This is a genomic window from Pseudomonas sp. PDM04, assembly GCF_014851765.1.
Taxonomy (GTDB): domain Bacteria; phylum Pseudomonadota; class Gammaproteobacteria; order Pseudomonadales; family Pseudomonadaceae; genus Aquipseudomonas.
In genome coordinates this window covers 759585-780575 of the sequence record NZ_JACVAI010000002.1, presented here as the reverse complement: position 1 = coordinate 780575, position 20991 = coordinate 759585, and the positions used below count along the sequence as shown (strand labels likewise).

The 20991-nt window shown below is 61.4% G+C and carries 18 protein-coding genes; 12 read left to right on the top strand and 6 right to left on the bottom strand.

Going from position 1 to position 20991, the window contains the following annotated elements:
* The first annotated feature begins 35 nt into the window (after window positions 1-35).
* From IB249_RS10480 to IB249_RS10465, 4 genes are all read left to right on the top strand, one after another.
* Window positions 36-509 (top strand): MarR family winged helix-turn-helix transcriptional regulator, encoded by a 474-nt coding sequence (locus IB249_RS10480; RefSeq protein WP_192304253.1) that lies wholly within the window; start codon window positions 36-38, stop codon window positions 507-509.
* Window positions 506-1975: an efflux transporter outer membrane subunit gene (locus IB249_RS10475; RefSeq protein WP_192304251.1), complete on the top strand. Its 1470-nt coding sequence runs from the start codon at window positions 506-508 to the stop codon at window positions 1973-1975. Before IB249_RS10480 ends, IB249_RS10475 begins: the two co-directional genes overlap by 4 nt.
* A 15-nt stretch (window positions 1976-1990) precedes the next feature.
* Window positions 1991-3187: an efflux RND transporter periplasmic adaptor subunit gene (locus tag IB249_RS10470; RefSeq protein ID WP_192304249.1), complete on the top strand. Its 1197-nt coding sequence runs from the start codon at window positions 1991-1993 to the stop codon at window positions 3185-3187.
* Between the two features lie 149 nt (window positions 3188-3336).
* Window positions 3337-4866 (top strand): DHA2 family efflux MFS transporter permease subunit, encoded by a 1530-nt coding sequence (locus IB249_RS10465; protein WP_192304246.1) that lies wholly within the window; start codon window positions 3337-3339, stop codon window positions 4864-4866.
* A gap of 126 nt (window positions 4867-4992) precedes the next feature.
* Here the strand turns inward: IB249_RS10465 and lpxH are convergent, their stop codons facing one another.
* Window positions 4993-5745, bottom strand: coding sequence for a UDP-2,3-diacylglucosamine diphosphatase (gene lpxH / locus IB249_RS10460; RefSeq protein ID WP_192304244.1), 753 nt, complete (start codon window positions 5743-5745; stop codon window positions 4993-4995).
* Window positions 5742-6245: a peptidylprolyl isomerase gene (locus IB249_RS10455; RefSeq protein WP_192304242.1), complete on the bottom strand. Its 504-nt coding sequence runs from the start codon at window positions 6243-6245 to the stop codon at window positions 5742-5744. The genes lpxH and IB249_RS10455 overlap by 4 nt, the downstream gene beginning before the upstream one ends.
* Before the next feature lie 251 nt (window positions 6246-6496).
* On the opposite strand from IB249_RS10455, the gene IB249_RS10450 reads away from it, so the two are divergent.
* Together IB249_RS10450 and cysS are read left to right on the top strand one after the other, a co-directional pair.
* Window positions 6497-8194: a glutamine--tRNA ligase/YqeY domain fusion protein gene (locus IB249_RS10450; RefSeq protein ID WP_192304240.1), complete on the top strand. Its 1698-nt coding sequence runs from the start codon at window positions 6497-6499 to the stop codon at window positions 8192-8194.
* Window positions 8195-8214: 20 nt separating this feature from the next.
* Window positions 8215-9597: a cysteine--tRNA ligase gene (gene cysS, locus IB249_RS10445; RefSeq protein WP_192304238.1), complete on the top strand. Its 1383-nt coding sequence runs from the start codon at window positions 8215-8217 to the stop codon at window positions 9595-9597.
* A 93-nt stretch (window positions 9598-9690) separates the two neighbouring features.
* On the opposite strand, the gene IB249_RS10440 is transcribed toward cysS, so the two are convergent.
* Entirely contained in the window at window positions 9691-11538 is a 1848-nt protein-coding gene (locus tag IB249_RS10440) for a sigma-54-dependent Fis family transcriptional regulator (protein ID WP_192304236.1), read from the bottom strand.
* 312 nt (window positions 11539-11850) lie between these two features.
* Between IB249_RS10440 and IB249_RS10435 the strand changes: the two genes are divergently transcribed.
* The 6 genes from IB249_RS10435 to IB249_RS10410 are packed head-to-tail and all read left to right on the top strand — an operon-like array spanning window position 11851 to window position 17807.
* Entirely contained in the window at window positions 11851-12945 is a 1095-nt protein-coding gene (locus IB249_RS10435) for an ABC transporter ATP-binding protein (protein ID WP_192304234.1), read from the top strand.
* Window positions 12945-14060: an ABC transporter ATP-binding protein gene (locus IB249_RS10430; RefSeq protein ID WP_192304231.1), complete on the top strand. Its 1116-nt coding sequence runs from the start codon at window positions 12945-12947 to the stop codon at window positions 14058-14060. Before IB249_RS10435 ends, IB249_RS10430 begins: the two co-directional genes overlap by 1 nt.
* Window positions 14057-14923, top strand: a complete 867-nt coding sequence (locus tag IB249_RS10425) for a carbohydrate ABC transporter permease (RefSeq protein ID WP_192304229.1) — start codon at window positions 14057-14059, stop codon at window positions 14921-14923. The genes IB249_RS10430 and IB249_RS10425 overlap by 4 nt, the downstream gene beginning before the upstream one ends.
* A 10-nt stretch (window positions 14924-14933) precedes the next feature.
* Complete coding sequence (locus tag IB249_RS10420; RefSeq protein ID WP_192304227.1) at window positions 14934-15734, top strand: carbohydrate ABC transporter permease; 801 nt, start codon at window positions 14934-14936, stop codon at window positions 15732-15734.
* A 10-nt stretch (window positions 15735-15744) separates the two neighbouring features.
* The gene (locus IB249_RS10415) at window positions 15745-16017 is read left to right on the top strand and encodes a DUF2160 domain-containing protein (RefSeq protein ID WP_192304225.1); all 273 of its coding nucleotides are present in this window, start codon (window positions 15745-15747) and stop codon (window positions 16015-16017) included.
* A 47-nt stretch (window positions 16018-16064) separates the two neighbouring features.
* The gene (locus IB249_RS10410; protein ID WP_192304223.1) at window positions 16065-17807 is read left to right on the top strand and encodes an ABC transporter substrate-binding protein; all 1743 of its coding nucleotides are present in this window, start codon (window positions 16065-16067) and stop codon (window positions 17805-17807) included.
* A gap of 48 nt (window positions 17808-17855) precedes the next feature.
* Here IB249_RS10410 and IB249_RS10405 read toward each other — a convergent pair whose 3' ends face one another.
* Genes IB249_RS10405 through IB249_RS10395 form a run of 3 tightly spaced genes read right to left on the bottom strand, consistent with a single transcriptional unit; the run spans window position 17856 to window position 20898 of the window.
* Window positions 17856-18722, bottom strand: a complete 867-nt coding sequence (locus IB249_RS10405) for an alpha/beta fold hydrolase (protein ID WP_192304221.1) — start codon at window positions 18720-18722, stop codon at window positions 17856-17858.
* Window positions 18716-19666 carry a class I SAM-dependent methyltransferase gene (locus IB249_RS10400; RefSeq protein ID WP_192304219.1) on the bottom strand — a complete coding sequence of 317 codons (951 nt, stop codon included), beginning with the start codon at window positions 19664-19666 and terminating at the stop codon, window positions 18716-18718. The genes IB249_RS10405 and IB249_RS10400 overlap by 7 nt, the downstream gene beginning before the upstream one ends.
* A complete protein-coding gene (locus tag IB249_RS10395; RefSeq protein WP_192304217.1) occupies window positions 19663-20898 on the bottom strand; it encodes a YcaO-like family protein in 1236 nt (411 codons plus the stop codon). The genes IB249_RS10400 and IB249_RS10395 overlap by 4 nt, the downstream gene beginning before the upstream one ends.
* Between the last annotated feature and the right edge of the window lie 93 nt (window positions 20899-20991).

Here is a 20991-nt window from a genome sequence, read left to right as displayed (position 1 = left end):
TACATTCACTGCCTAGGCAGCTAATTGGTGATCAGATGAATCATTTCACCCCGGACAATTTCCACAACTGCCATCTCGGCCTGTTGCTTGGGCGCGCAGCGTTGCTCAAGGACCGGATCATCGACACACACATGGAACCCCATGGCATCACCGCCGCGCAGTTCAAGGTGCTGATCATCATGGCCCAGTACGGCGTCGACACCCCCGCCGAGTTGTGCCGGCACCTGTCGCTCGACAGTGGCTCGATGACACGCATGCTCGATCGCCTGGAGCAGAAGGGTTTCCTCGCCCGCCAACGCAGCGAAGCCGATCGCCGTCAGGTGCAACTGGTGCTGACGACGGAAGGGCAGACGCTCGCCGATCGCCTGCCGCACATCGGCGCCGAGGCGATGAATGAGTTGGCCGGTGCGATCACCCCGCAAGAGTTGATCACTCTGGAACAGATCCTGAAGAAAATCCTGGTGGCCGCCGGTGACTCGATCACCTTGCTGCGGGTAGGTGACAAATGAACGGCAAGACTTTTCGTACCGGCCTGAGCGGGTTGCTGGCCGCCATGATGCTGGCCGGTTGCGCCAGTTACAGTGGCCTGGCCACCGAAGGCAAAAGCCTCGATGCGAAAAACCTGCAGGCCGGACAATCCTTGAGCGGCGTGACCCTGTCGCCGGCGGCCTGGCCCAAGAACGATTGGTGGAAAAGCCTCGGCGACCCACAGCTCGATGGCCTGATACGCGAAGCGCTGCAAGACAGCCCCGATCTGCAGATTGCCGATGCCCGTGCCCATCAGGCCAGCGCTGCAGCGTCTGCTGCCGATGCCGCGCGCATGCCGACCCTCGATGCCAGCGCCGGCGTCAGCCGATCGCGCATGGCTCGTGATCAGGACCCTCGGGGCGAGGGAGATGCGTACTCCACCGTGCGTAACGTCGGCGTCAGTTTCAACTACGACTTCGACCTCTGGGGCGGCCAGCGCGCCGCCTGGGAAGCGGCGCTGGGTCAGGCCCGTGCCGCCGAAGTCGATCGACAGGCCGCGCAACTGACCCTGGCAGCCGATGTCGCCCGCGCCTACAGCGATCTGGGCCAGGCGCACATCATTCATGACCTGGCCAGCGAAGACCTCAAGCGCACCCGGCAAATGCTCGACCTGAGCCAGCGTCGCCTGAGCGCCGGCATTGACAGTCAGTACCAGTTCCAGCAGACCGAAAGCCTGGAGGCCTCGTCCCAGGCCAGTCTGATCGACGCCGAAAAACGCCTGCAAAGCGCAAAGATCGCCCTGGCGGTCCTGCTTGGCAAGGGCCCGGATCGTGGCAATGAAGTCGCCCGGCCGAAGGTTCTCCAGCCCAGTGCCGTCGCCTTGCCATCGATGTTGCCGGCTGAACTGCTTGGCCGCCGTCCGGACCTGGTGGCCGCGCGCTGGCGGGTGGAGGCGGCGAGCAAGGACATCGACGCCAGCAAGACCCGCTTCTACCCGAACTTGAACCTCAGCGCCGCTGCCGGTGCCGAATCCCTGTTGGGCGACGCGATGTTCGGTTCTGCCAGTCGTTTCTTCAACATCGCCCCCACGGTCTCGGTGCCGATTTTCGACGGCGGTCGCCTGCGTGCCGACCTCGATGCCCGCGATGCCGATTACGACCTCGCGGTGGCGCAGTACAACAAGAGCCTGGTGAAAGCACTGGGGGATGTCAGCGACACCCTCAACCAGTTACGCGATATCGGTCGGCAGATCGGCGCCCAGCAGCATGCGACCGACATCGCTCAGGAGTCCTACGACACCGTGGTCCAACGCTACGGTTCCGGTATCGGGAACTACCTGGACGTGCTCAGCATCGAGCAGCAACTGCTCCAGGCCCAGCGCCAGCTGGCCAACCTGAATGCCGAGCGGATCGACCTGTCGATTCAGTTGATGCAGGCGCTGGGCGGCGGTTTTCAGGGCGACACCCTGGCCGCAGCCAACGCAACCCCAGCCACGCAGACCCACTAATTCAAGGTAATTGTCATGGCCACTGCCCACACTCAAACCCCTGACGCTCCAGACAACGGCAACCCGCGCAAACGCAAGCTCATGTTGTTCGTGCTGGCGGTCGTGGTGATCCTCGCCGGTGTCGGCGTCTGGGGTTATCACGAATTCTACGGTCGCTGGAACGAAAGCACTGACGACGCCTATGTGAATGGCAACGTGGTGGAAATCACGCCGTTGGTCACCGGCACCGTGGTCAGCATTGGCGCCGATGATGGCGACCTGGTCCACGAAGGCCAAGTGCTGGTCAACTTCGACCCGAACGACGCCGAGGTCGGTCTGCAAAGTGCCCAGGCCAATCTGGCCCGCACTGTGCGTCAGGTGCGCGGCCTGTATAGCAACGTCGACGGCATGAAAGCCCAGGTCAACGCCCAGCAGGCCGAAGTGCAGAAGGCCCAGGACAACTTCACCCGGCGCAAGAACCTGGCCGCCGGCGGGGCGATTTCCCAGGAAGAGTTGTCCCACGCTCGTGACGACCTGACCTCGGCGCAAAACGCCCTGGCCAACGCCCGGCAGCAATTGAAAACCACCAGCGCGCTGGTCGATGACACCGTGGTGTCGTCACACCCGGACGTCATGGCGGCGGCCGCGCAAGTGCGCCAGGCTTACCTGAACAAGGCGCGCAGCACCCTGATCGCGCCGGTCACCGGCTATGTGGCCAAGCGCTCCGTGCAGCTCGGTCAACGGGTTCAGCCGGGAACCGCGCTGATGGCGGTGATTCCCCTGGACCAGCTGTGGATCGACGCCAACTTCAAGGAAACCCAACTGCGGGACATGCGCATCGGCCAGCCGGTGGATATCGAGGCCGACCTCTACGGCAGCGATGTGAAATTCAGCGGCACCGTCGACAGCCTCGGCGCCGGCACCGGCAGCGCATTTGCTCTGTTGCCGGCGCAGAACGCCACCGGTAACTGGATCAAGATTGTGCAGCGGGTTCCGGTCCGTATCCACATCAACGCCCAAGAGCTGGCCCGGCACCCGCTGCGCGTGGGCCTGTCGACCCAGGTCGAGGTGAACCTGCGCGACCAGAGCGGTCCGGTACTGGCGCAGCAGCCGCCGCAAAAGGCTTCGTTCAGCACCAGCGTCTACGACCGTCAGTTGGCCGAAGCCGATGCGATGATCACGCAGTTGATCCACGACAACAGCGCTGCCGTCAGCAAGACCGCGCAGCGCTGATATCACCTGGACCATTGTAGGCGCGAGCCTGCTCGCGATGGCGTAAGTCAGTCAGTTGCTTGACCCCTTGACCTGCCACCCTCGCGAGCGGGCTCGCTCCCACCACGTCGACAGCGGCGCAGCGCCCATCAGGTTCCAAAGGATTCACCATGAGCAATAACGCGTCTTTCACGCCCCCCAGCCTGCTGCTCAGTACCATCGGGCTGTCGTTGGCGACCTTCATGCAAGTGCTCGACACCACCATCGCCAACGTGGCGTTGCCGACCATCTCCGGCAACCTCGGTGTGAGTTCGGAGCAGGGCACCTGGGTGATCACTTCTTTCGCCGTGAGCAATGCGATCGCGCTGCCGCTGACCGGCTGGCTCAGCCGGCGCTTCGGCGAAGTGAAACTGTTCCTGTGGGCGACGATCCTGTTTGTGCTGGCCTCGTTTCTCTGCGGCATTTCCACCTCGATGCCGGAACTGATCGGCTTCCGGGTCCTGCAGGGGCTGGTGGCCGGGCCGTTGTACCCGATGACCCAGACGCTGCTGATCGCGGTCTATCCGCCGGCGCGACGCGGCATGGCCCTGGCGTTGCTGGCGATGGTCACGGTGGTGGCGCCGATTGCCGGGCCGATTCTGGGCGGCTGGATCACCGACAGCTACAGCTGGCCGTGGATCTTCTTCATCAACGTGCCCATCGGGATTTTCGCGGTGATGGTGGTGCGCCAGCAGCTCAAGGCGCGTCCGGTGGAAACCAGTCGCCAGCCGATGGATTACATCGGGCTGATCTCGCTGATCATCGGCGTCGGGGCGTTGCAGGTGATCCTCGACAAGGGCAACGACCTGGACTGGTTCGAGTCGAACTTCATCCTGATCGGCGCCGCCATTTCGGTGATTGCCCTGGCAGTGTTCGTAATCTGGGAAATGACCGACGAGCACCCGGTGGTCAACCTGCGGCTGTTCGCCTACCGCAACTTCCGCATCGGCACCCTGGTGCTGGTGCTGGGTTATGCCGGCTTCTTCGGGATCAACCTGATCCTGCCGCAGTGGCTGCAAACCCAGATGGGGTACACGGCGACCTGGGCCGGGTTGGCGGTGGCGCCGATCGGGATCCTGCCGGTGTTGATGTCGCCGTTTGTCGGCAAGTACGCGCACAAGTTCGATCTGCGCCTGTTGGCGGGCCTGGCGTTCCTGGCGATTGGCCTGAGTTGCTTCATGCGCGCCGGCTTCACCAACGAAGTGGACTTCCAGCACATCGCCCTGGTGCAGCTGTTCATGGGCATTGGCGTGGCGCTGTTCTTCATGCCGACCCTGAGCATCCTGATGTCGGACCTGCCACCGAGCCAGATCGCCGACGGCGCGGGCCTCGCGACGTTCCTGCGGACCTTGGGCGGCAGCTTCGCAGCGTCGTTGACCACCTGGATCTGGATTCGTCGGGCCGACCAGCACCATGCGTACCTGAGCGAAAGCATCACGCCCTACGACCCGGCCACCCGTGATGCCCTGCAGCATCTGGGTGGGGCCGGCACCCCGGCGTATGCGCAACTCGATCAGGTGCTCAACAGCCAGGCCTACATGCTTTCCACCGTGGATTACTTCACCCTGCTGGGCTGGGCGTTCATGGCCCTGATCGTGATCGTCTGGCTGGCCAAACCGCCGTTCGCGGCGAAGGCAGGGCCTGCGGCGTCCGGCCACTAACTTCGACACGGTCAAAAATGTGGGATCGAGCCTGCTCGCGAATGCGCTACGTCAGTGAGCACTGAAGTGTCGGATACACCGCTTTCGCGAGCAGGCTCGCTCCCACATCGATTTTCGGGTCTGGCTTCAGATTGCGGGGGCGGGCAGGGCTGGCGGCGGGGCAAAGTCGAAGGGCGCCAGGGCAAAACCGTTTTCATCCACCTGCAATGCCCAGCCCTGGCGATCCCAATCCCCCAGCACGATGCGCCGGGCAGCGTGTTCGCCCAATTGCAACTTGTGGATGGCGGGGCGGTGGGTGTGGCCGTGGATCAAGGTCTTCACGCCGTATTGCTGCATGATCCGCGGAATCTCTGCGGGGGTGACATCGACGATGTCGTTGGCCTTCATCCGCGTTTGCGCACGGCTTTCGCTGCGCAGCTTGCGCGCCAGTTTGTGTCGGGTGCGCAACGGCAGGTGGCGCAGGATGAACAGCGTGAGCGGGTGGCGCAGGTAACGACGCAGCTTCATGTAGGCTTCGTCGCGGGTGCACAGGCTGTCGCCGTGCATCAACAGCACCGGTTCACCGTAGAACTGCACGACACTCGGGTCCTTCAGCAGGGTGCAGCCGGCCTCTTTGCAGAAGGCCTGACCGAGCATGAAGTCGCGATTGCCGTGCATCAGGAAAATGGCCGTGCCGCTGTCGCTGAGATTGCGCAGGGCCTGGCAGATGGAGCGCTGGAAGGGTGTCATGGCATCGTCGCCGATCCACGCTTCAAAAAAGTCACCGAGGATGTACAGCGCACTCGCGGTGCGGGCGCGTCCGCCGAGCAAATCCAGAAACGCCCGGGTGATGTCCGGGCGCTCCTCTTCCAGATGCAAGTCTGAAATCAGCAGTATCACTCAATGATCTCGGCTTTCTCGATGATCACGTCGTCTGCTGGCACGTCCTGGTGGCCGCTCTTCATGGTGGTGGACACGCCTTTGATCTTGTCGACGACGTCCTGGCCTTCGGTCACTTCACCGAACACTGCGTAGCCCCAGCCCTGGGTGTTCTTGGCGCTGTGGTTGAGGAAGCTGTTGTCGGTCACGTTGATGAAGAACTGTGCCGAAGCCGAATGCGGCTCCATGGTACGGGCCATGGCGATGGTGTACTTGTTGTTGGAAAGACCGTTGTCCGCTTCGTTCTGGATGCTTGGACGCTTGTCTTTCTTTTCTTTCATGCCTGGCTCGAAGCCGCCGCCCTGGATCATGAAGTTACCGATGACACGGTGGAAAATGGTGTTTTCGTAGTGACCGGCTTTGACGTATTCAACGAAGTTGGCCACGGTGATCGGGGCTTTTTCGGCGTTCAGTTTCAGAACGATGTCGCCAAAGTTGGTAGTCAGTTTGACTTGGGTCATGATCGGTACTCTTTCTGGGGAATGCTTGGGTATTGGAACATTTCGCTCCGCTACCGGTTCAGCCTGATCGGCCAAGGTGCGCAGTTTAGCGTGACAGGCGCGAATTTCGAGGCTGTTTTTTCTTTTCTGCCCGATTAAATGCGACCGTTTGCAGGGCACGCTCTGTCAGGTGCTTGACAGCATCGGCTATGATAGCGGCTTTGTTTTGTCTGGCTGTCTTCCGGCCGCGCACTTGTCTGTTCAAGGATCCTATGAGCAAGCCCACTGTCGACCCTACCTCGAATTCCAAGACCGGCCCTGCCGTGCCGGTCAATTTCCTGCGCCCGATCATCCAGGCGGACCTGGACTCGGGTAAGCACACGCAGATCGTCACCCGTTTCCCGCCTGAGCCCAACGGCTACCTGCACATCGGTCACGCCAAGTCGATCTGCGTGAACTTCGGCCTGGCCCAGGAGTTCGGCGGTGTCACACACCTGCGTTTCGACGACACCAACCCGGCCAAGGAAGACCAGGAATACATCGACGCGATCGAGAGCGACGTCAAATGGCTGGGCTTCGAATGGTCCGGCGAAGTGCGCTATGCCTCGCAGTATTTCGACCAGTTGCATGACTGGGCTGTCGAGCTGATCAAGGCCGGCAAGGCCTATGTCGACGACCTGACCCCTGAGCAGGCCAAGGAATACCGTGGCAGCCTGACCGAGCCGGGTCGCAACAGCCCGTTCCGCGATCGCTCCGTGGAAGAGAACCTAGACTGGTTCGCCCGCATGCGCGCCGGCGAGTTCCCCGACGGCGCACGGGTGCTGCGCGCGAAGATCGACATGGCTTCGCCGAACATGAACCTGCGCGACCCGATCATGTACCGCATCCGTCACGCCCATCACCACCAGACCGGTGACAAGTGGTGCATCTACCCCAACTATGACTTCACCCACGGTCAGTCGGACGCCATCGAAGGCATCACCCACTCGATCTGCACCCTGGAATTCGAAAGCCACCGTCCGCTGTACGAGTGGTTCCTCGAGAACCTGTCGGTGCCGGCGAACCCGCGCCAGTACGAGTTCAGCCGCCTGAACCTGAACTACACCATCACCAGCAAGCGCAAGCTCAAGCAGCTGGTGGACGAGAAGCACGTCAATGGTTGGGACGATCCGCGCATGTCCACGCTGTCGGGCTTCCGTCGCCGTGGCTACACGCCGAAATCGATCCGCAACTTCTGCGAAATGGTCGGCACCAACCGCTCCGACGGCGTGGTCGACTTCGGCATGCTCGAGTTCAGCATCCGCGACGATCTCGATCACAGCGCCCCGCGTGCCATGTGCGTGCTGCGTCCGCTGAAAGTCGTGATCACCAACTACCCGGAAGGCCAGGTCGAGAACCTCGAACTGCCGTGCCACCCGAAAGAAGACATGGGCGTGCGCGTCCTGCCGTTCGCCCGTGAGATCTACATCGACCGTGAAGATTTCATGGAAGAACCTCCAAAGGGCTACAAGCGCCTGGAGCCTGCGGGCGAAGTGCGCCTGCGCGGCAGCTACGTGATCCGTGCCGACGAAGCGATCAAGGACGCCGATGGCAACATCGTCGAACTGCGTTGCTCCTACGATCCGGACACCCTGGGCAAGAACCCCGAAGGCCGCAAGGTCAAGGGCGTGATTCACTGGGTGCCGGCCGCGGCCAGCGTCGAGTGCGAAGTGCGCCTGTACGATCGCCTGTTCCGCTCCCCGAACCCGGAGAAGGCCGAAGACAGCGCAAGTTTCCTGGACAACATCAACCCTGATTCGCTGCAAGTGCTGACCGGTTGTCGTGCTGAACCCTCGCTGGGCCAGGCACAGCCGGAAGACCGTTTCCAGTTCGAGCGCGAAGGTTACTTCGTCGCGGATATCAAGGACTCGAAACCGGGCGCGCCGGTATTCAACCGTACCGTGACCCTGCGTGATTCGTGGGGCCAGTGATCAAGTCTTAAGGAAACATCGTGCTTACGATCTACAACACGCTCACCAAGAGCAAAGAAGTCTTCAAGCCGCTGGATGGCAACAAGGTGCGCATGTATGTCTGCGGGATGACCGTGTACGACTACTGCCACCTGGGCCATGGCCGCAGCATGGTCGCGTTCGACCTGGTGACCCGCTGGTTGCGGTTCAGCGGCTACGACCTGACGTATGTGCGCAACATCACCGACATTGACGACAAGATCATCAATCGGGCCAACGAGAACGGCGAGTCGTTCGAAGCCCTGACCGAGCGCATGATCGCGGCGATGCACGAAGACGAAGCGCGCCTGAACATCCAGAAACCGGACATGGAACCGCGCGCCACCGGGCACATTCCCGGCATGCACGCGATGATCCAGACCCTGATCGACAAGGGTTACGCCTACGCCCCGGGCAACGGTGACGTCTACTACCGCGTCGCCAAGTTCATGGGTTACGGCAAGCTGTCGCGCAAGAAGATCGAAGACCTGCGCATCGGCGCCCGCATCGAAGTCGACGAGTCCAAGCAGGATCCGCTGGACTTCGTGTTGTGGAAAGGCGCCAAGCCGGGCGAACCGAGCTGGCCATCGCCCTGGGGCGACGGGCGTCCGGGCTGGCACATCGAATGCTCGGTGATGTCGACCTGCTGCCTGGGCGAGACCTTCGACATTCACGGCGGCGGCAGCGACCTGGAGTTCCCGCACCACGAGAACGAAATCGCCCAGAGCGAAGCGGCCACCGGCAAGACCTACGCCAACGCATGGATGCATTGCGGCATGATTCGCATCAATGGCGAGAAGATGTCCAAGTCCTTGAACAACTTCTTCACCATTCGCGACGTGCTGGAAAAGTACCACCCGGAAGTCGTGCGTTACCTGCTGGTGTCGAGCCACTATCGCAGCGCGATCAACTACTCGGAAGACAACCTCAAGGACGCCAAGGGCGCACTCGAGCGTTTCTACCATGCCTTGAAGGGCTTGCCGAGCGTGGCCCCGGCCGGTGGCGAGGCGTTCGTCGAGCGCTTCACCCAGGTGATGAACGACGACTTCGGTACGCCGGAAGCCTGTGCGGTGCTGTTCGAGATGGTGCGTGAGATCAACCGCCTGCGCGAGAGCGATCTCGCGGCGGCGGCCGGTCTGGCGGCGCGCCTGAAGGAACTGGCCGGCGTGCTGGGAGTGTTGCAGCTCGAAGCCGAGGATTTCCTGCAGGCCGGTGCCGAAGGGCGCGTGGACGCCGCACAGGTCGATGCGCTGATCGCAGCGCGCCTGGCCGCACGTGCCGCCAAGGACTGGGCCGAGTCCGACCGCATCCGCGACCAGCTCACCGCCATGGGCGTGGTGCTGGAAGACGGCAAGGGCGGCACGACCTGGCGCCTGGCTGACTGATCGCTGCCATTGCTACAAACAAACCCGCCTTGTGCGGGTTTTTGTTTGCGTGCGCAACCTGAGTCCGAGAGTGTCCCGGCTGGCGCCTCGCCGTTATTCCGCCTGGCGCAACCGCTTGTAAAGGGTATTGCGACTGACGCCGAGCCGGCGGGCCAGATGGGAGATGTTGCCTCCCGCCGCCTGCAGCTGCCGGTTCAAATCCTCGGCATCATTCAAATCCACCGCAAGGGTGTCCGCTGTAGCCGCCGGTTCCATCTCCAGGTCGACAAAGAAATCATCCGGCAAGTGTTCCGGTCGCACCGGTTGTTCCTCGGCCATGGCCAGCGCCACCTGCATCACACTGCTGACCTGGCGCAGATTGCCCGGCCACGGATGACGGCTGAACAACTCCATCACCTCACGGCTCAAACCGGCCCATTGAGTCGGTTCGCGATGCTGTTCCCACAGACGTTTGAACAGCGCCTGCTTGTCGCTGCGTTCGCGCAGCGGGGGCAGTTCCAGTGTCAGGCCGCCGATGCGGTAATACAGGTCCTCGCGAAAACGGCCCAGTTGCACCTGTTCGCGCAGCGAGCGGTTGGTCGCCGAGATGATTCGGATGTCCACCGGGAACAGCTCGCTGCTGCCCACCGGTTGGACGCAGCGCTCCTGCAACACCCGCAGCAGCCGCGCCTGGGTCGGCAGCGGCATGTCGCCGATCTCATCGAGGAACAGCGTGCCTTTGTCGGCCTTGCGAATCAGCCCGATGCTGCCTTTCTGGTTGGCCCCGGTGAACGCGCCTTTTTCATAGCCGAACAGCTCGGATTCCACCAGTTCGGCGGGGATCGCCGCACAGTTGACGGCAATGAACGATTGTCGGTTGCGCGAGCTGGCCTGATGCAGGGCCTTGACGAAGACTTCCTTGCCGACGCCGGTTTCGCCGTGGATCAGCAACGGAATGTCCTTCTCCAGCAGGCGTTCGGCCTGGCGCACGGCCTTTTCCACGCGGCTGTCGCCGAAGTGCAGGGTGGTGAGGCTGATTGCGGTGGCAGAGGCGTCAGCGGGTTCGGCACGCTTGGGCTCGGCAAACAGCCGTGGCTGAATCGGTGCCTGTTTCGGCCGCCGCAACACGCACTGAAAGCGGTTGCGCCCGCAGGTTTGCAGGGCGAAGGGCAGGCCCTCGGGCTGATTCAGCAGTTCCAGCAATGACACCTTGAACAGGCTTTCCACACTGACCCGCGACAGGCTGATGCCCAACAGATTGTCGGCCCGGCGATTGGCCGAGAGCACCTGGCCCGTTTCATCGAAGATCAACAGCCCGGCCCACTGGCTGTCCAGGTTGTTCAAACCGGTGTTGAACGTCAGTTGAAAATGCTGGCCATGGAACAGATTGAGGATCAGCCGGTTTTCCACGGTCTGGCTCATCATCTTGACCATGCCGAGGGTGTGCGACGGTGGCAGGTAGCTGTCGCTGGACACATCCAGTACTGCGATCACCTTGCGCTCGGCATCGAAGATCGGCGCGGCGGAACCGGTCATGAACCGGTTGGCCTTCAGAAAATGTTCATCGTGCTCGATGTGCACCGCCTGCTCGCAGGCCAGCGCGGTGCCGATGGCGTTGGTGCCGCTGCAGCGTTCCATCCAGCTGGCGCCGGCGCTGAACCCGCGGCTCAGGCCGGGCTCGATGAAGCGCTGGGTGCCCCACGACGTCAGCACCTGGCCCTGGTTGTCGGCGAGCATGATCAGGCAGTTGGAGTTGCTGAGGATGTTCTCGTAGTAGGGCAGGACTTCCTGGTGGGTGGTTTGCACCAGTGAGTGCTGGCTCTCCAGCAACTGGGCAATGCCTTCTGCCGGCAACTGGTCAAACGCGGGCGGACTTTGGTGATCGAGGCCGAAGGCGCGGCAACGTGACCATGAGTCCTGGATGAGGGCGTCGTGGGAGAGCGGCGAGGCGGGTACGGCCATGGCAGTCGATCTCTGGGCAAGCAATTATTGTTTTTATTGGGGACTTCTTTCACCCACGACACCCTGCAGGAGCGAGCTTGCTCGCTCCTGCAGCGGATGTGAGCAGTCCGTAGAGTGTTGTTCAGTATTGTTCATTGTCAACGACCGGAGTGTTCAATTGTTCAACCCAAGTTGTTCATTTCTGTTCAGCAACGAAAGCGGCGTTTTCGGTATTTCACTGATTTTCAAGGCAGATCAATCACTTGTGTTTTTTGGCACGAAAGTCGCTCCATCGCTCCGGTCGCTTGACTCCAATAATAAAAAGGCCGAGCCATGTCACTCACCCTGGAGCACGTCAGCCGCACCGTCGAGGGCCAGACCTGGATCGATGATGCGTGCCTGAGTTTCGAACCTGGATCCTTCAATGTTTTGCTCGGTCGCACGCTGTCCGGCAAAACCAGCCTCATGCGCCTGATGGCCGGTCTGGACAAGCCGGACAGTGGGCGCATCCTGATGAACGGCGTCGACGTCACCCAGCGTCCGGTGCGCTTGCGCAACGTGTCTATGGTTTACCAGCAGTTCATCAACTACCCGACCATGACCGTGTTCGAGAACATTGCCTCGCCCTTGCGCCAGGCCGGCGTGGGCAGCGAACAGATCCAGAGCAAGGTACTGGAAACCGCGAAGATGCTGCGCATCGAGAAGTTCCTGCAGCGCTATCCGCTGGAACTCTCCGGTGGCCAGCAACAGCGCACGGCGATGGCCCGGGCACTGGTCAAGGACGCCGAGCTGATCCTGTTCGATGAACCGCTGGTCAACCTCGATTACAAATTGCGCGAAGAGCTGCGCCAGGAAATGCGCGAGTTGTTCAAGGCGCGGCACACCATTGCGGTCTACGCCACCACCGAGCCCAATGAAGCGCTGGCCCTGGGCGGCACCACCACCATTCTTCACGAGGGGCGGATCATCCAGAGCGGCAAGGCGTCCGAGGTGTATCACCAGCCGCAAACCGTGCTCGCCGCCGAACTGTTCTCCGAGCCGCCGATCAACCTGATGCCAGGGCGAATCGCCGGCAACGAAGTCAGCTTCGCCAATTTCGTGCACTTCCCGTTGAACGTGGACCTGCGTCCGGTGGGCGAGGGCGAGTTCCGTTTCGGCGTGCGCCCCAGTCATATCTCGCTGGTGCCTAGCAACGACGACGACCTCGAACTGGCGGTGACCGTCGAGGTGGCCGAGATCAGCGGTTCGGAAACCTTCCTGCACGTGCGCAACGAACATTTTCTCCTGGTGCTGCACCTGCCGGGCGTTCACGAATACGACGTCGATGCACCGATCCGCATCTACATCCCGACCCATAAACTGTTTGTGTTCGATGCGCAGGGACGGCTGGTCCAGGCGCCCGGTCGCCGTATCGCGAGGGTTGCCTGATGGCCGAAATCCGTTTGCAGAACCTCGCTCACAGCTACACCCGCACGCCGGGCGGTCCCGAGGATTACGCGATCCGCGAGATGAACCACATCTGGGAGCAGGGCGGTGCCTTCGCCTTGCTCGGGCCGTCGGGCTGTGGCAAATCCACCTTGCTCAACATCATTTCCGGGTTGCTCAGCCCGTCCCAGGGCCATGTGTTGTTCGATGGCAAGGCGGTCAACGACCTGACGCCGGAGAAACGCAACATCGCCCAGGTTTTCCAGTTTCCGGTGGTCTACGACACCATGACGGTGTTCGACAACCTGGCGTTTCCCCTGCGCAACCAAGGCATGGCCGAGGCGAAAATCCACAGCAAGGTGCAGGAAATCGCCGAAGTCCTCGACCTGCAGAACCTGCTCGGCAAAAAGGCGCGCAATCTGACCGCCGACGAAAAACAGAAGGTTTCCATGGGCCGCGGGCTGGTGCGCGATGATGTGTCGGCGATCCTCTTCGACGAGCCGCTGACGGTGATCGACCCGCACCTGAAGTGGAAGCTGCGGCGCAAGCTCAAACAGATCCATGAGCAGTTCAACATCACCATGGTCTATGTCACCCACGATCAGCTGGAGGCCTCGACCTTCGCCGACAAGATTGCGGTGATGTATGGCGGGCAGATCGTGCAGTTCGGCACGCCCCGGGAATTGTTCGAGCGCCCGAGCCACACGTTTGTCGGCTATTTCATTGGCAGTCCCGGGATGAACCTGATCGAAGTGCAGAGGCAACCGGGGGGCGTCGGGTTCGCCTCGACCCATCTGCCACTGTCCGATGCCATGCAGAAACGCATCGACGAGTCCACTTGGCAAACCCTCAAGATCGGCATTCGACCGGAGTTCGTCCACGTCTGGGATGAACCGTTCGATGACGCCTTGCAGGCAACCGTCGTGCATGTCGAAGACCTCGGCACCTACAAGATCATGACCCTGAACCTCGACGGCGCGCCGCTGAAAGTGCGCCTGGCCGAAGACAAACCGGTGCCTGAGGGCACGGCCTGCATCAGTTTCCCGGCGCAATGGCTGATGGTCTACGCCGACGAATTCCTGCTGGAGCCACACGCGATCGGGGAGGTTCAGCCATGAACAAGGTGCAGAACAACAAGGCCTGGTGGCTGGTGCTGCCGGTGTTCCTGCTGGTGGCGTTCAGTGCGGTGATCCCGATGATGACCGTGGTCAACTACTCGGTGCAGGACATCTTCGACCAGTCCAGCCGCTATTTTGTCGGCGCGGACTGGTACAGGCAGGTGCTCCTCGACCCGCGCCTGCATGATTCATTGCTGCGCCAGTTCATCTACTCGGCCTGCGTGCTGCTGATCGAAATCCCTCTGGGGATCGGGATCGCCCTGACCATGCCGACCAAGGGGCGCTGGTCGTCGGTGGTGTTGATCGTCCTCGCCATCCCGCTGCTGATCCCGTGGAACGTGGTCGGCACGATCTGGCAGATCTTTGGCCGGGCGGACATCGGCCTGTTGGGCTCGACCCTGAACGCGATGGGCATCAGCTACAACTATGCGGCAAACACCATGGATGCCTGGGTCACGGTGCTGGTGATGGACGTGTGGCACTGGACATCGCTGGTGGCGCTGTTGTGTTTCTCCGGTTTGCGAGCCATTCCGGACGTCTATTACCAGGCGGCGCGGATTGACCGGGCCTCGGCCTGGGCAGTGTTCCGGCACATCCAGTTGCCCAAGCTCAAGAGCGTGTTGCTGATCGCGGTGATGCTGCGCTTCATGGACAGCTTCATGATCTACACCGAACCCTTCGTGCTCACGGGCGGCGGGCCGGGCAATGCCACGACCTTCCTCAGCCAGACCCTGACGCAAATGGCGGTCGGGCAATTTGACCTGGGGCCGGCGGCGGCCTTCTCGCTGGTGTACTTCCTGATCATCCTGTTGGTGTCCTGGCTGTTCTACACCGCCATGACTCACTCTGACGCCAACCGTTGAGGCCCGCGCCATGAGCAAAAGAAAGCTGATTCCGCTGCTGCTGTACATCCTGTTCGTGCTGGTGCCGATCTACTGGCTGTTGAACATGTCGTTCAAGAGCAACACTGAAATCCTCGGTGGCCTGACGCTGTTCCCACAGGATTTCACCCTGGCCAACTACAAGGTGATCTTCACCGATCCGAGCTGGTACACCGGCTACCTCAACTCGGCCTATTACGTGACCCTGAACACGATCATTTCCCTGACCGTGGCGTTGCCGGCGGCCTATGCGTTCTCGCGCTACCGCTTCCTGGGTGACAAGCACCTGTTCTTCTGGCTGTTGACCAATCGCATGGCACCACCGGCGGTGTTCCTGTTGCCGTTCTTCCAGCTGTATTCCTCGATTGGCCTGTTCGACACCCACATCGCCGTGGCATTGGCGCACTGCCTATTCAACGTGCCCCTGGCGGTGTGGATTCTCGAGGGCTTCATGTCCGGTGTGCCGAAGGAAATCGACGAAACCGCCTACATCGATGGCTATAGCTTTCCCAAGTTCTTCGTGAAGATTTTCATCCCCCTGATCGGTTCCGGCATCGGCGTGACGGCGTTTTTCTGCTTCATGTTCTCCTGGGTCGAATTGTTGCTGGCACGCACCCTGACGTCGGTGAATGCCAAGCCGATCGCAGCGGTCATGACCCGCACGGTGTCTGCGTCCGGCATCGATTGGGGGGTGCTGGCGGCGGCGGGGGTGTTGACCATCCTGCCCGGCATGCTGGTGATCTGGTTTGTCCGTAACCATGTGGCCAAGGGCTTTGCCCTGGGCCGGGTATGAGGAGCTGATGATGGAATGGATGAGCTGGACCGTCCCGACGGCGGCATTCTTCAGTGTGATCGCGGTGATCCTGGTGGTCATGACGACCTGGGAGTTGCGTTCGCCAAGCGTCCTTCGCCGTGGTTTTTTGCCGATTGCCACCACCCGTGGCGATCGTTTGTTTATCGGTCTTCTCGGCAGCGCCTACCTGCATTTGCTGGTCATCGGCGTAACCGACTGGAGCATCTGGGTGGCGTTCGCGTTGTCCCTGGTGTGGCTGTTGGCTGTGATGCGTTGGGGCTAGTCGAATCGCTCGGCAATGTTGCTCCGAAATCTAAACAGGAGGTCTCTATGTTCGACAAAAACAATAAGCTGCGACATAGCATTTCATTGGCAGCCATGCTGGCACTCAGCGGTTTGAGCGCTTCGGCGTGGGCCGATGCCTACGAGGATGCGGCGAAGAAATGGATTGGAAGCGAATTCAAGCCGTCCACCCTGACGGCCGAGCAGCAGTTGGAGGAGCTGAAGTGGTTCATCAAGGCGGCCGAGCCGTTTCGCGGGATGAACATCAAGGTGGTCTCGGAAACCATCGCCACCCACGAATACGAGTCCAAGGTGCTGGCCAAGGCCTTCAGCGAGATCACCGGGATCAAGCTGACCCACGACCTGTTGCAGGAAGGCGACGTGGTGGAGAAGCTGCAGACCGTGATGCAGTCGGACAAGAGCATCTATGACGGCTGGGTCAACGACTCGGACCTGATCGGTACGCACTTTCGCTACGGCAAGACCGAGTCGATCACCGACCTGATGGCCAACGAGGGCAAGAACTTCACCTCGCCGACCCTGGACCTCAAGGACTTCATCGGCATTTCGTTCACCACCGCGCCCGACGGCAAGATCTATCAACTGCCCGACCAGCAGTTCGCCAACCTGTACTGGTTCCGCGCCGACTGGTTCGAGCGTGCGGACCTCAAGGCCAAGTTCAAGGAAAAGTACGGCTATGAACTGGGTGTACCGGTGAACTGGTCGGCCTATGAAGACATCGCCAAGTTCTTCAGCGAGGACGTCAAGGAAATCGACGGCAAGCGGGTCTACGGGCACATGGACTACGGCAAGAAAGACCCGTCCCTGGGCTGGCGCTTCACCGATGCCTGGTTCTCCATGGCCGGTGGTGGCGACAAGGGCCTTCCCAACGGTCTGCCGGTGGACGAGTGGGGCATCCGCGTCGAGGACTGCCACCCGGTGGGTTCCAGCGTAACGCGGGGGGGCGATACCAACGGTCCGGCGGCGGTGTTCGCCACCACCAAATATGTGGACTGGTTGAAGAAATATGCGCCGCCGGAAGCGGCGGGCATGACCTTCTCCGAATCCGGCCCTGTGCCTTCCCAGGGCAACATCGCCCAGCAGATCTTCTGGTACACCGCGTTCACCGCCGACATGACCAAACCGGGCCTGGCGGTGATGAACGCCGATGGCACACCGAAGTGGCGCATGGCACCTTCGCCCAAGGGGCCTTACTGGGAAGAGGGCATGAAGCTGGGGTATCAGGATGTGGGTTCCTGGACTTTCCTGAAGTCCACGCCTGAGAAGCAGAAACTGGCGGCCTGGCTGTATGCACAGTTCGTGACCTCGAAAACCGTGTCACTGAAGAAAACCATCGTCGGCCTGACCCCGATCCGCGAGTCGGACATCAACTCGCAGGCGATGACCGACCTGGCGCCGAAACTCGGTGGTCTGGTTGAGTTCTACCGCAGCCCGGCCCGCGTGCAATGGTCGCCGACCGGGACCAACGTGCCGGACTATCCGCGTCTGGCGCAACTGTGGTGGAGCCACATCGCCGAAGCGGCCAGCGGCGAGAAAACCCCGCAGCAGGCGCTGGATGGCCTGGCCAAGGATCAGGACGCGATCATGACCCGTCTGGAGCGCTCGAAGGCACAAGCCACCTGCGCGCCGAAGATGAACCCCGAGCGTGATGCGCAGTACTGGTTCGACCAACCGGGTGCACCGAAACCGAAACTGGCGAACGAAAAGCCCCAGGGCGAAACCGTGAGCTACAGCGAACTGCTGAAATCGTGGGCGGATGCGCGTAAGTAATCACCGGGCCAACGCTGTTCGACGGCACCTTCGGGTGCCGTTTTTTTTTCAACTCAGGGTTTGACGTTTCAACGCGTGGCGCACAGCCTTCAGGATGGAGGGCTCGAACGCGTTGTGGCCGGCGTGAAACAGCTGGAACTGCAATGGCTGGCGTCGCCGAAGCCAGCGAATGCTGGACATCCCGAGCAGATCCTTGGTGCCCTGGATCACTTGCGTGTTGGCATCCAGAGACAACAATTCATCCGCGCGCGTGAAAAAGTAGCGGTTGACGTGGTAATGCAACTCCAGGCGGATGGCGCGTACGGCTTGCTCGTCGACGAAACTGGACAGCGCACTGGGGGGCATCGATTCTCCGCTCATGTACAGGCAAGCGCGTATCCAGTGCAAGGCCGCGTGGCGCTGTTGCACGGTGCAGCCATTGGTGAGGATCTGGTAGATCGCTCCGGTATTGGCGGCGCACGTGCCCTGATGGATGGCTCCCAAGCCGTGATTCAGGCTTTCATCGTAGGCACTGACATTTTGCGCGAAGGGTACGAAGACCGAGGCCAGCGTGGTCTTCAGCACGGCTTGCGGGTAGCGTTGCTGGTACTGAATGGCCAGCCAGCTTCCCCATGAAACGCCCAGCAGGCTGATTTTTTCGAAGCCCAGGTGCCGGCGCAGGCCATCGATGTCTTCGACACAATGCCCGGTGTCGTTGTGCTCGCGCTCGCCGTGAGGAAGCGAGCGACCGCAGCCGCGCTGGTCGAGCAGAATGATGTCGAAACGGCGCTCATCGAAGAACTCAAGGTGCTGGCGATGGCAGTAGCCCGCCGGTCCGCCGTGCAGGAAAAAAATCGGTTCGCCGCCCGGTGTGCCGCACCGTTCCCAATAGAGCTGATGGCCGTCCTCGGTCGGGTAGTAGCCGTGAGTCAGCATGGCACGGGCACCCTCAGTCTGTAGAACTCGAACAGTTCCGCGTGGCCAGGTCGGGCCGCAACGCTGGAGACCAGTTCGAGCCCCAGGGAATGGGCCATGTGCGGCACTGCGAGCAGGACAGGCGTATGGCCGAACAGCAAGATCGTGCCGCCGGGATTGACGCAGCCCAGCATGTCCTGGAACGCGCGCTGCGCATCTTTGCGTGTCATGACCTCGGCATTGAGGAACCGCAGGATCAGGACATCGCATCGAACATCGGACTTCGCTATGTGGCGGGCATCGGCCAGGAAAAAGCGCACGGCCGAGGTGCCGTGCCGTTCCAGCGCATGTTCGATCATCGAGGCCGAGCGATCGGATCCCAGGCACTGGCGATCCGGCAATTGTGCGGCCAGGTGCGTGATCAACTCCCCGGTGGAACAGGCCGGGTCGAGTATCACCGAGCCTGGAGCCGACAGGGTCTTGAGCAGGGCGCTGCAGTACTGACGGAAATGCGCCTCGTCGGTATCCAGCAAGGCTGCGAGTGCGGGGTTGTACTGCCAGAAATCCGGGGGGCAGACAAATTCCCGGCCTCCGTCGTCCAGGGCGGGAAACGGGAAACTGAGTGCGCTGTTCGATTGCGTCAGGGCGTTGGCAAACGCGGCTTCCTTTTCCTGTGCGGACACCGTGCGAAAACTGATCACGGCGCCTTGATTGCCCCACTGCCATTGCACCAGCGGGCCGAGCAGCATCCAGGGCTTGAGTACGCTGCTGACATACCAGCCCCGGGGATCGCTGTGCTGCAGGATCTTGCGACCTACCCAGGCGTTGCCGTTCACCCGCAGGACGAACAGATGATGCAGGCCCGGACCCCGGGGTTCGATGTAGCAGTCGAACTCGGCCGATGCGGCCTGGCATTGAATGAAGGATCGAGCGAGTTGGTGTTCGCGATGCAGGGCAGGGTTCATGCCGGCACCTCGTCACAGGGTTGCAGGCGCCGACCCCGTGCCTGGGGAATGACCACATTGCCGCTCGATACCACGAAAAACCGTTCCAGCCCTGGAATGACCACGTTGACCAGCGTGGTGCCCAGCCGGCTCTGATGCAGTCGGGTGACCCCCAGCGTGCGCCCATGGCGGTGCAGGTCCATGACCAGCAGATTGATTTGTTCGGACAGAGGGCGCTCGGGGCAAGCATCGGGCAGCTCGACCGTGATCTGCCCGCACAGGTCCAGCAGCGGCTGCAGATCCAATTGCAGGCAGCGGAGCAGGCGCGGGAACGGCTTCAAGTGGCGTTGTGCGTTGTTCAGGTCATGGCGCAATTCCGGCTCCGAGGCCGTGTGATGCATCTGGACCAGTTCGGTCAATGCCCGCCAGGCGGCATGGCGCGGGCTGAGCGAGCAGCCGCTGCCGAACACGCGCGGATGATCGGTGGGTCCCGTCGAGAAGGCCAGGAAGGTTCTGGGCAAAAATTCGCTGCTGATGTCGATCAGGACGATTTGCTCGCCGATCTCCGCTTCGGCGTCCCGCCATAACCGGCCCAGTTCATCGTCTGCCGCCATTCGGGCGACCCGGCGCAGGGCAGGGCGCTGTTCGTAGTAGAAATGCTTCAGCAGAAACAACGAGACGGCATCGCGCTCGATGCATTCATTGGCCGCGTGCAATACCGCTTCGTTGTAACTGGCACCAATCGCCGTTCCACTGTTGGACGCGTAACGCCTTAATGTGCCGTAGTCGGTGGTGTCGTGTTGCAATGTTTTGTTCGCGTAGTCAGGCGAACACAAGGCGACCGGATAATAAAACGAGATTTTTTTCAGTAGATCCGTATAAGTACGGCAGGCAATCAGGGCTTCGGGTTGTTCGATCAGGGGCGTCAGCACGGTGTCGTCGTTAAAGAGTGGCAGGTTGGAAAAATAACGTGAAGGAATGCAGCGAATATCGTCCGTGCTGATGTGATCGCTCAGATGATGTTCCAGGGCCTCGTAGAGCGCCCCCACACGAGCCTGCGGCAAGTAACCTTTGCCCGCCCCCCGTGCGATGCCGCATTGACTGGCGCAATTGAACGACACCTGTACTGCGACCACGCGCTGGCCCAGTTGGCGAGATTCGGCATGCAGTTCCAGGTCATGCAGTTCGGCGTTGATTCGCTGTTCAGCCTGGCCCAGGGTGAGTTCTCGCTCCGCACAGATGAAGCTGTCCATTGTTCATTCCCTCGAAAACAGCGACTTGCTCCGCCTTCTTCAGGAGCGAGCTTGCTGGCAATACGCCGCTGGGTATCAGCTATCCAGCGTTGT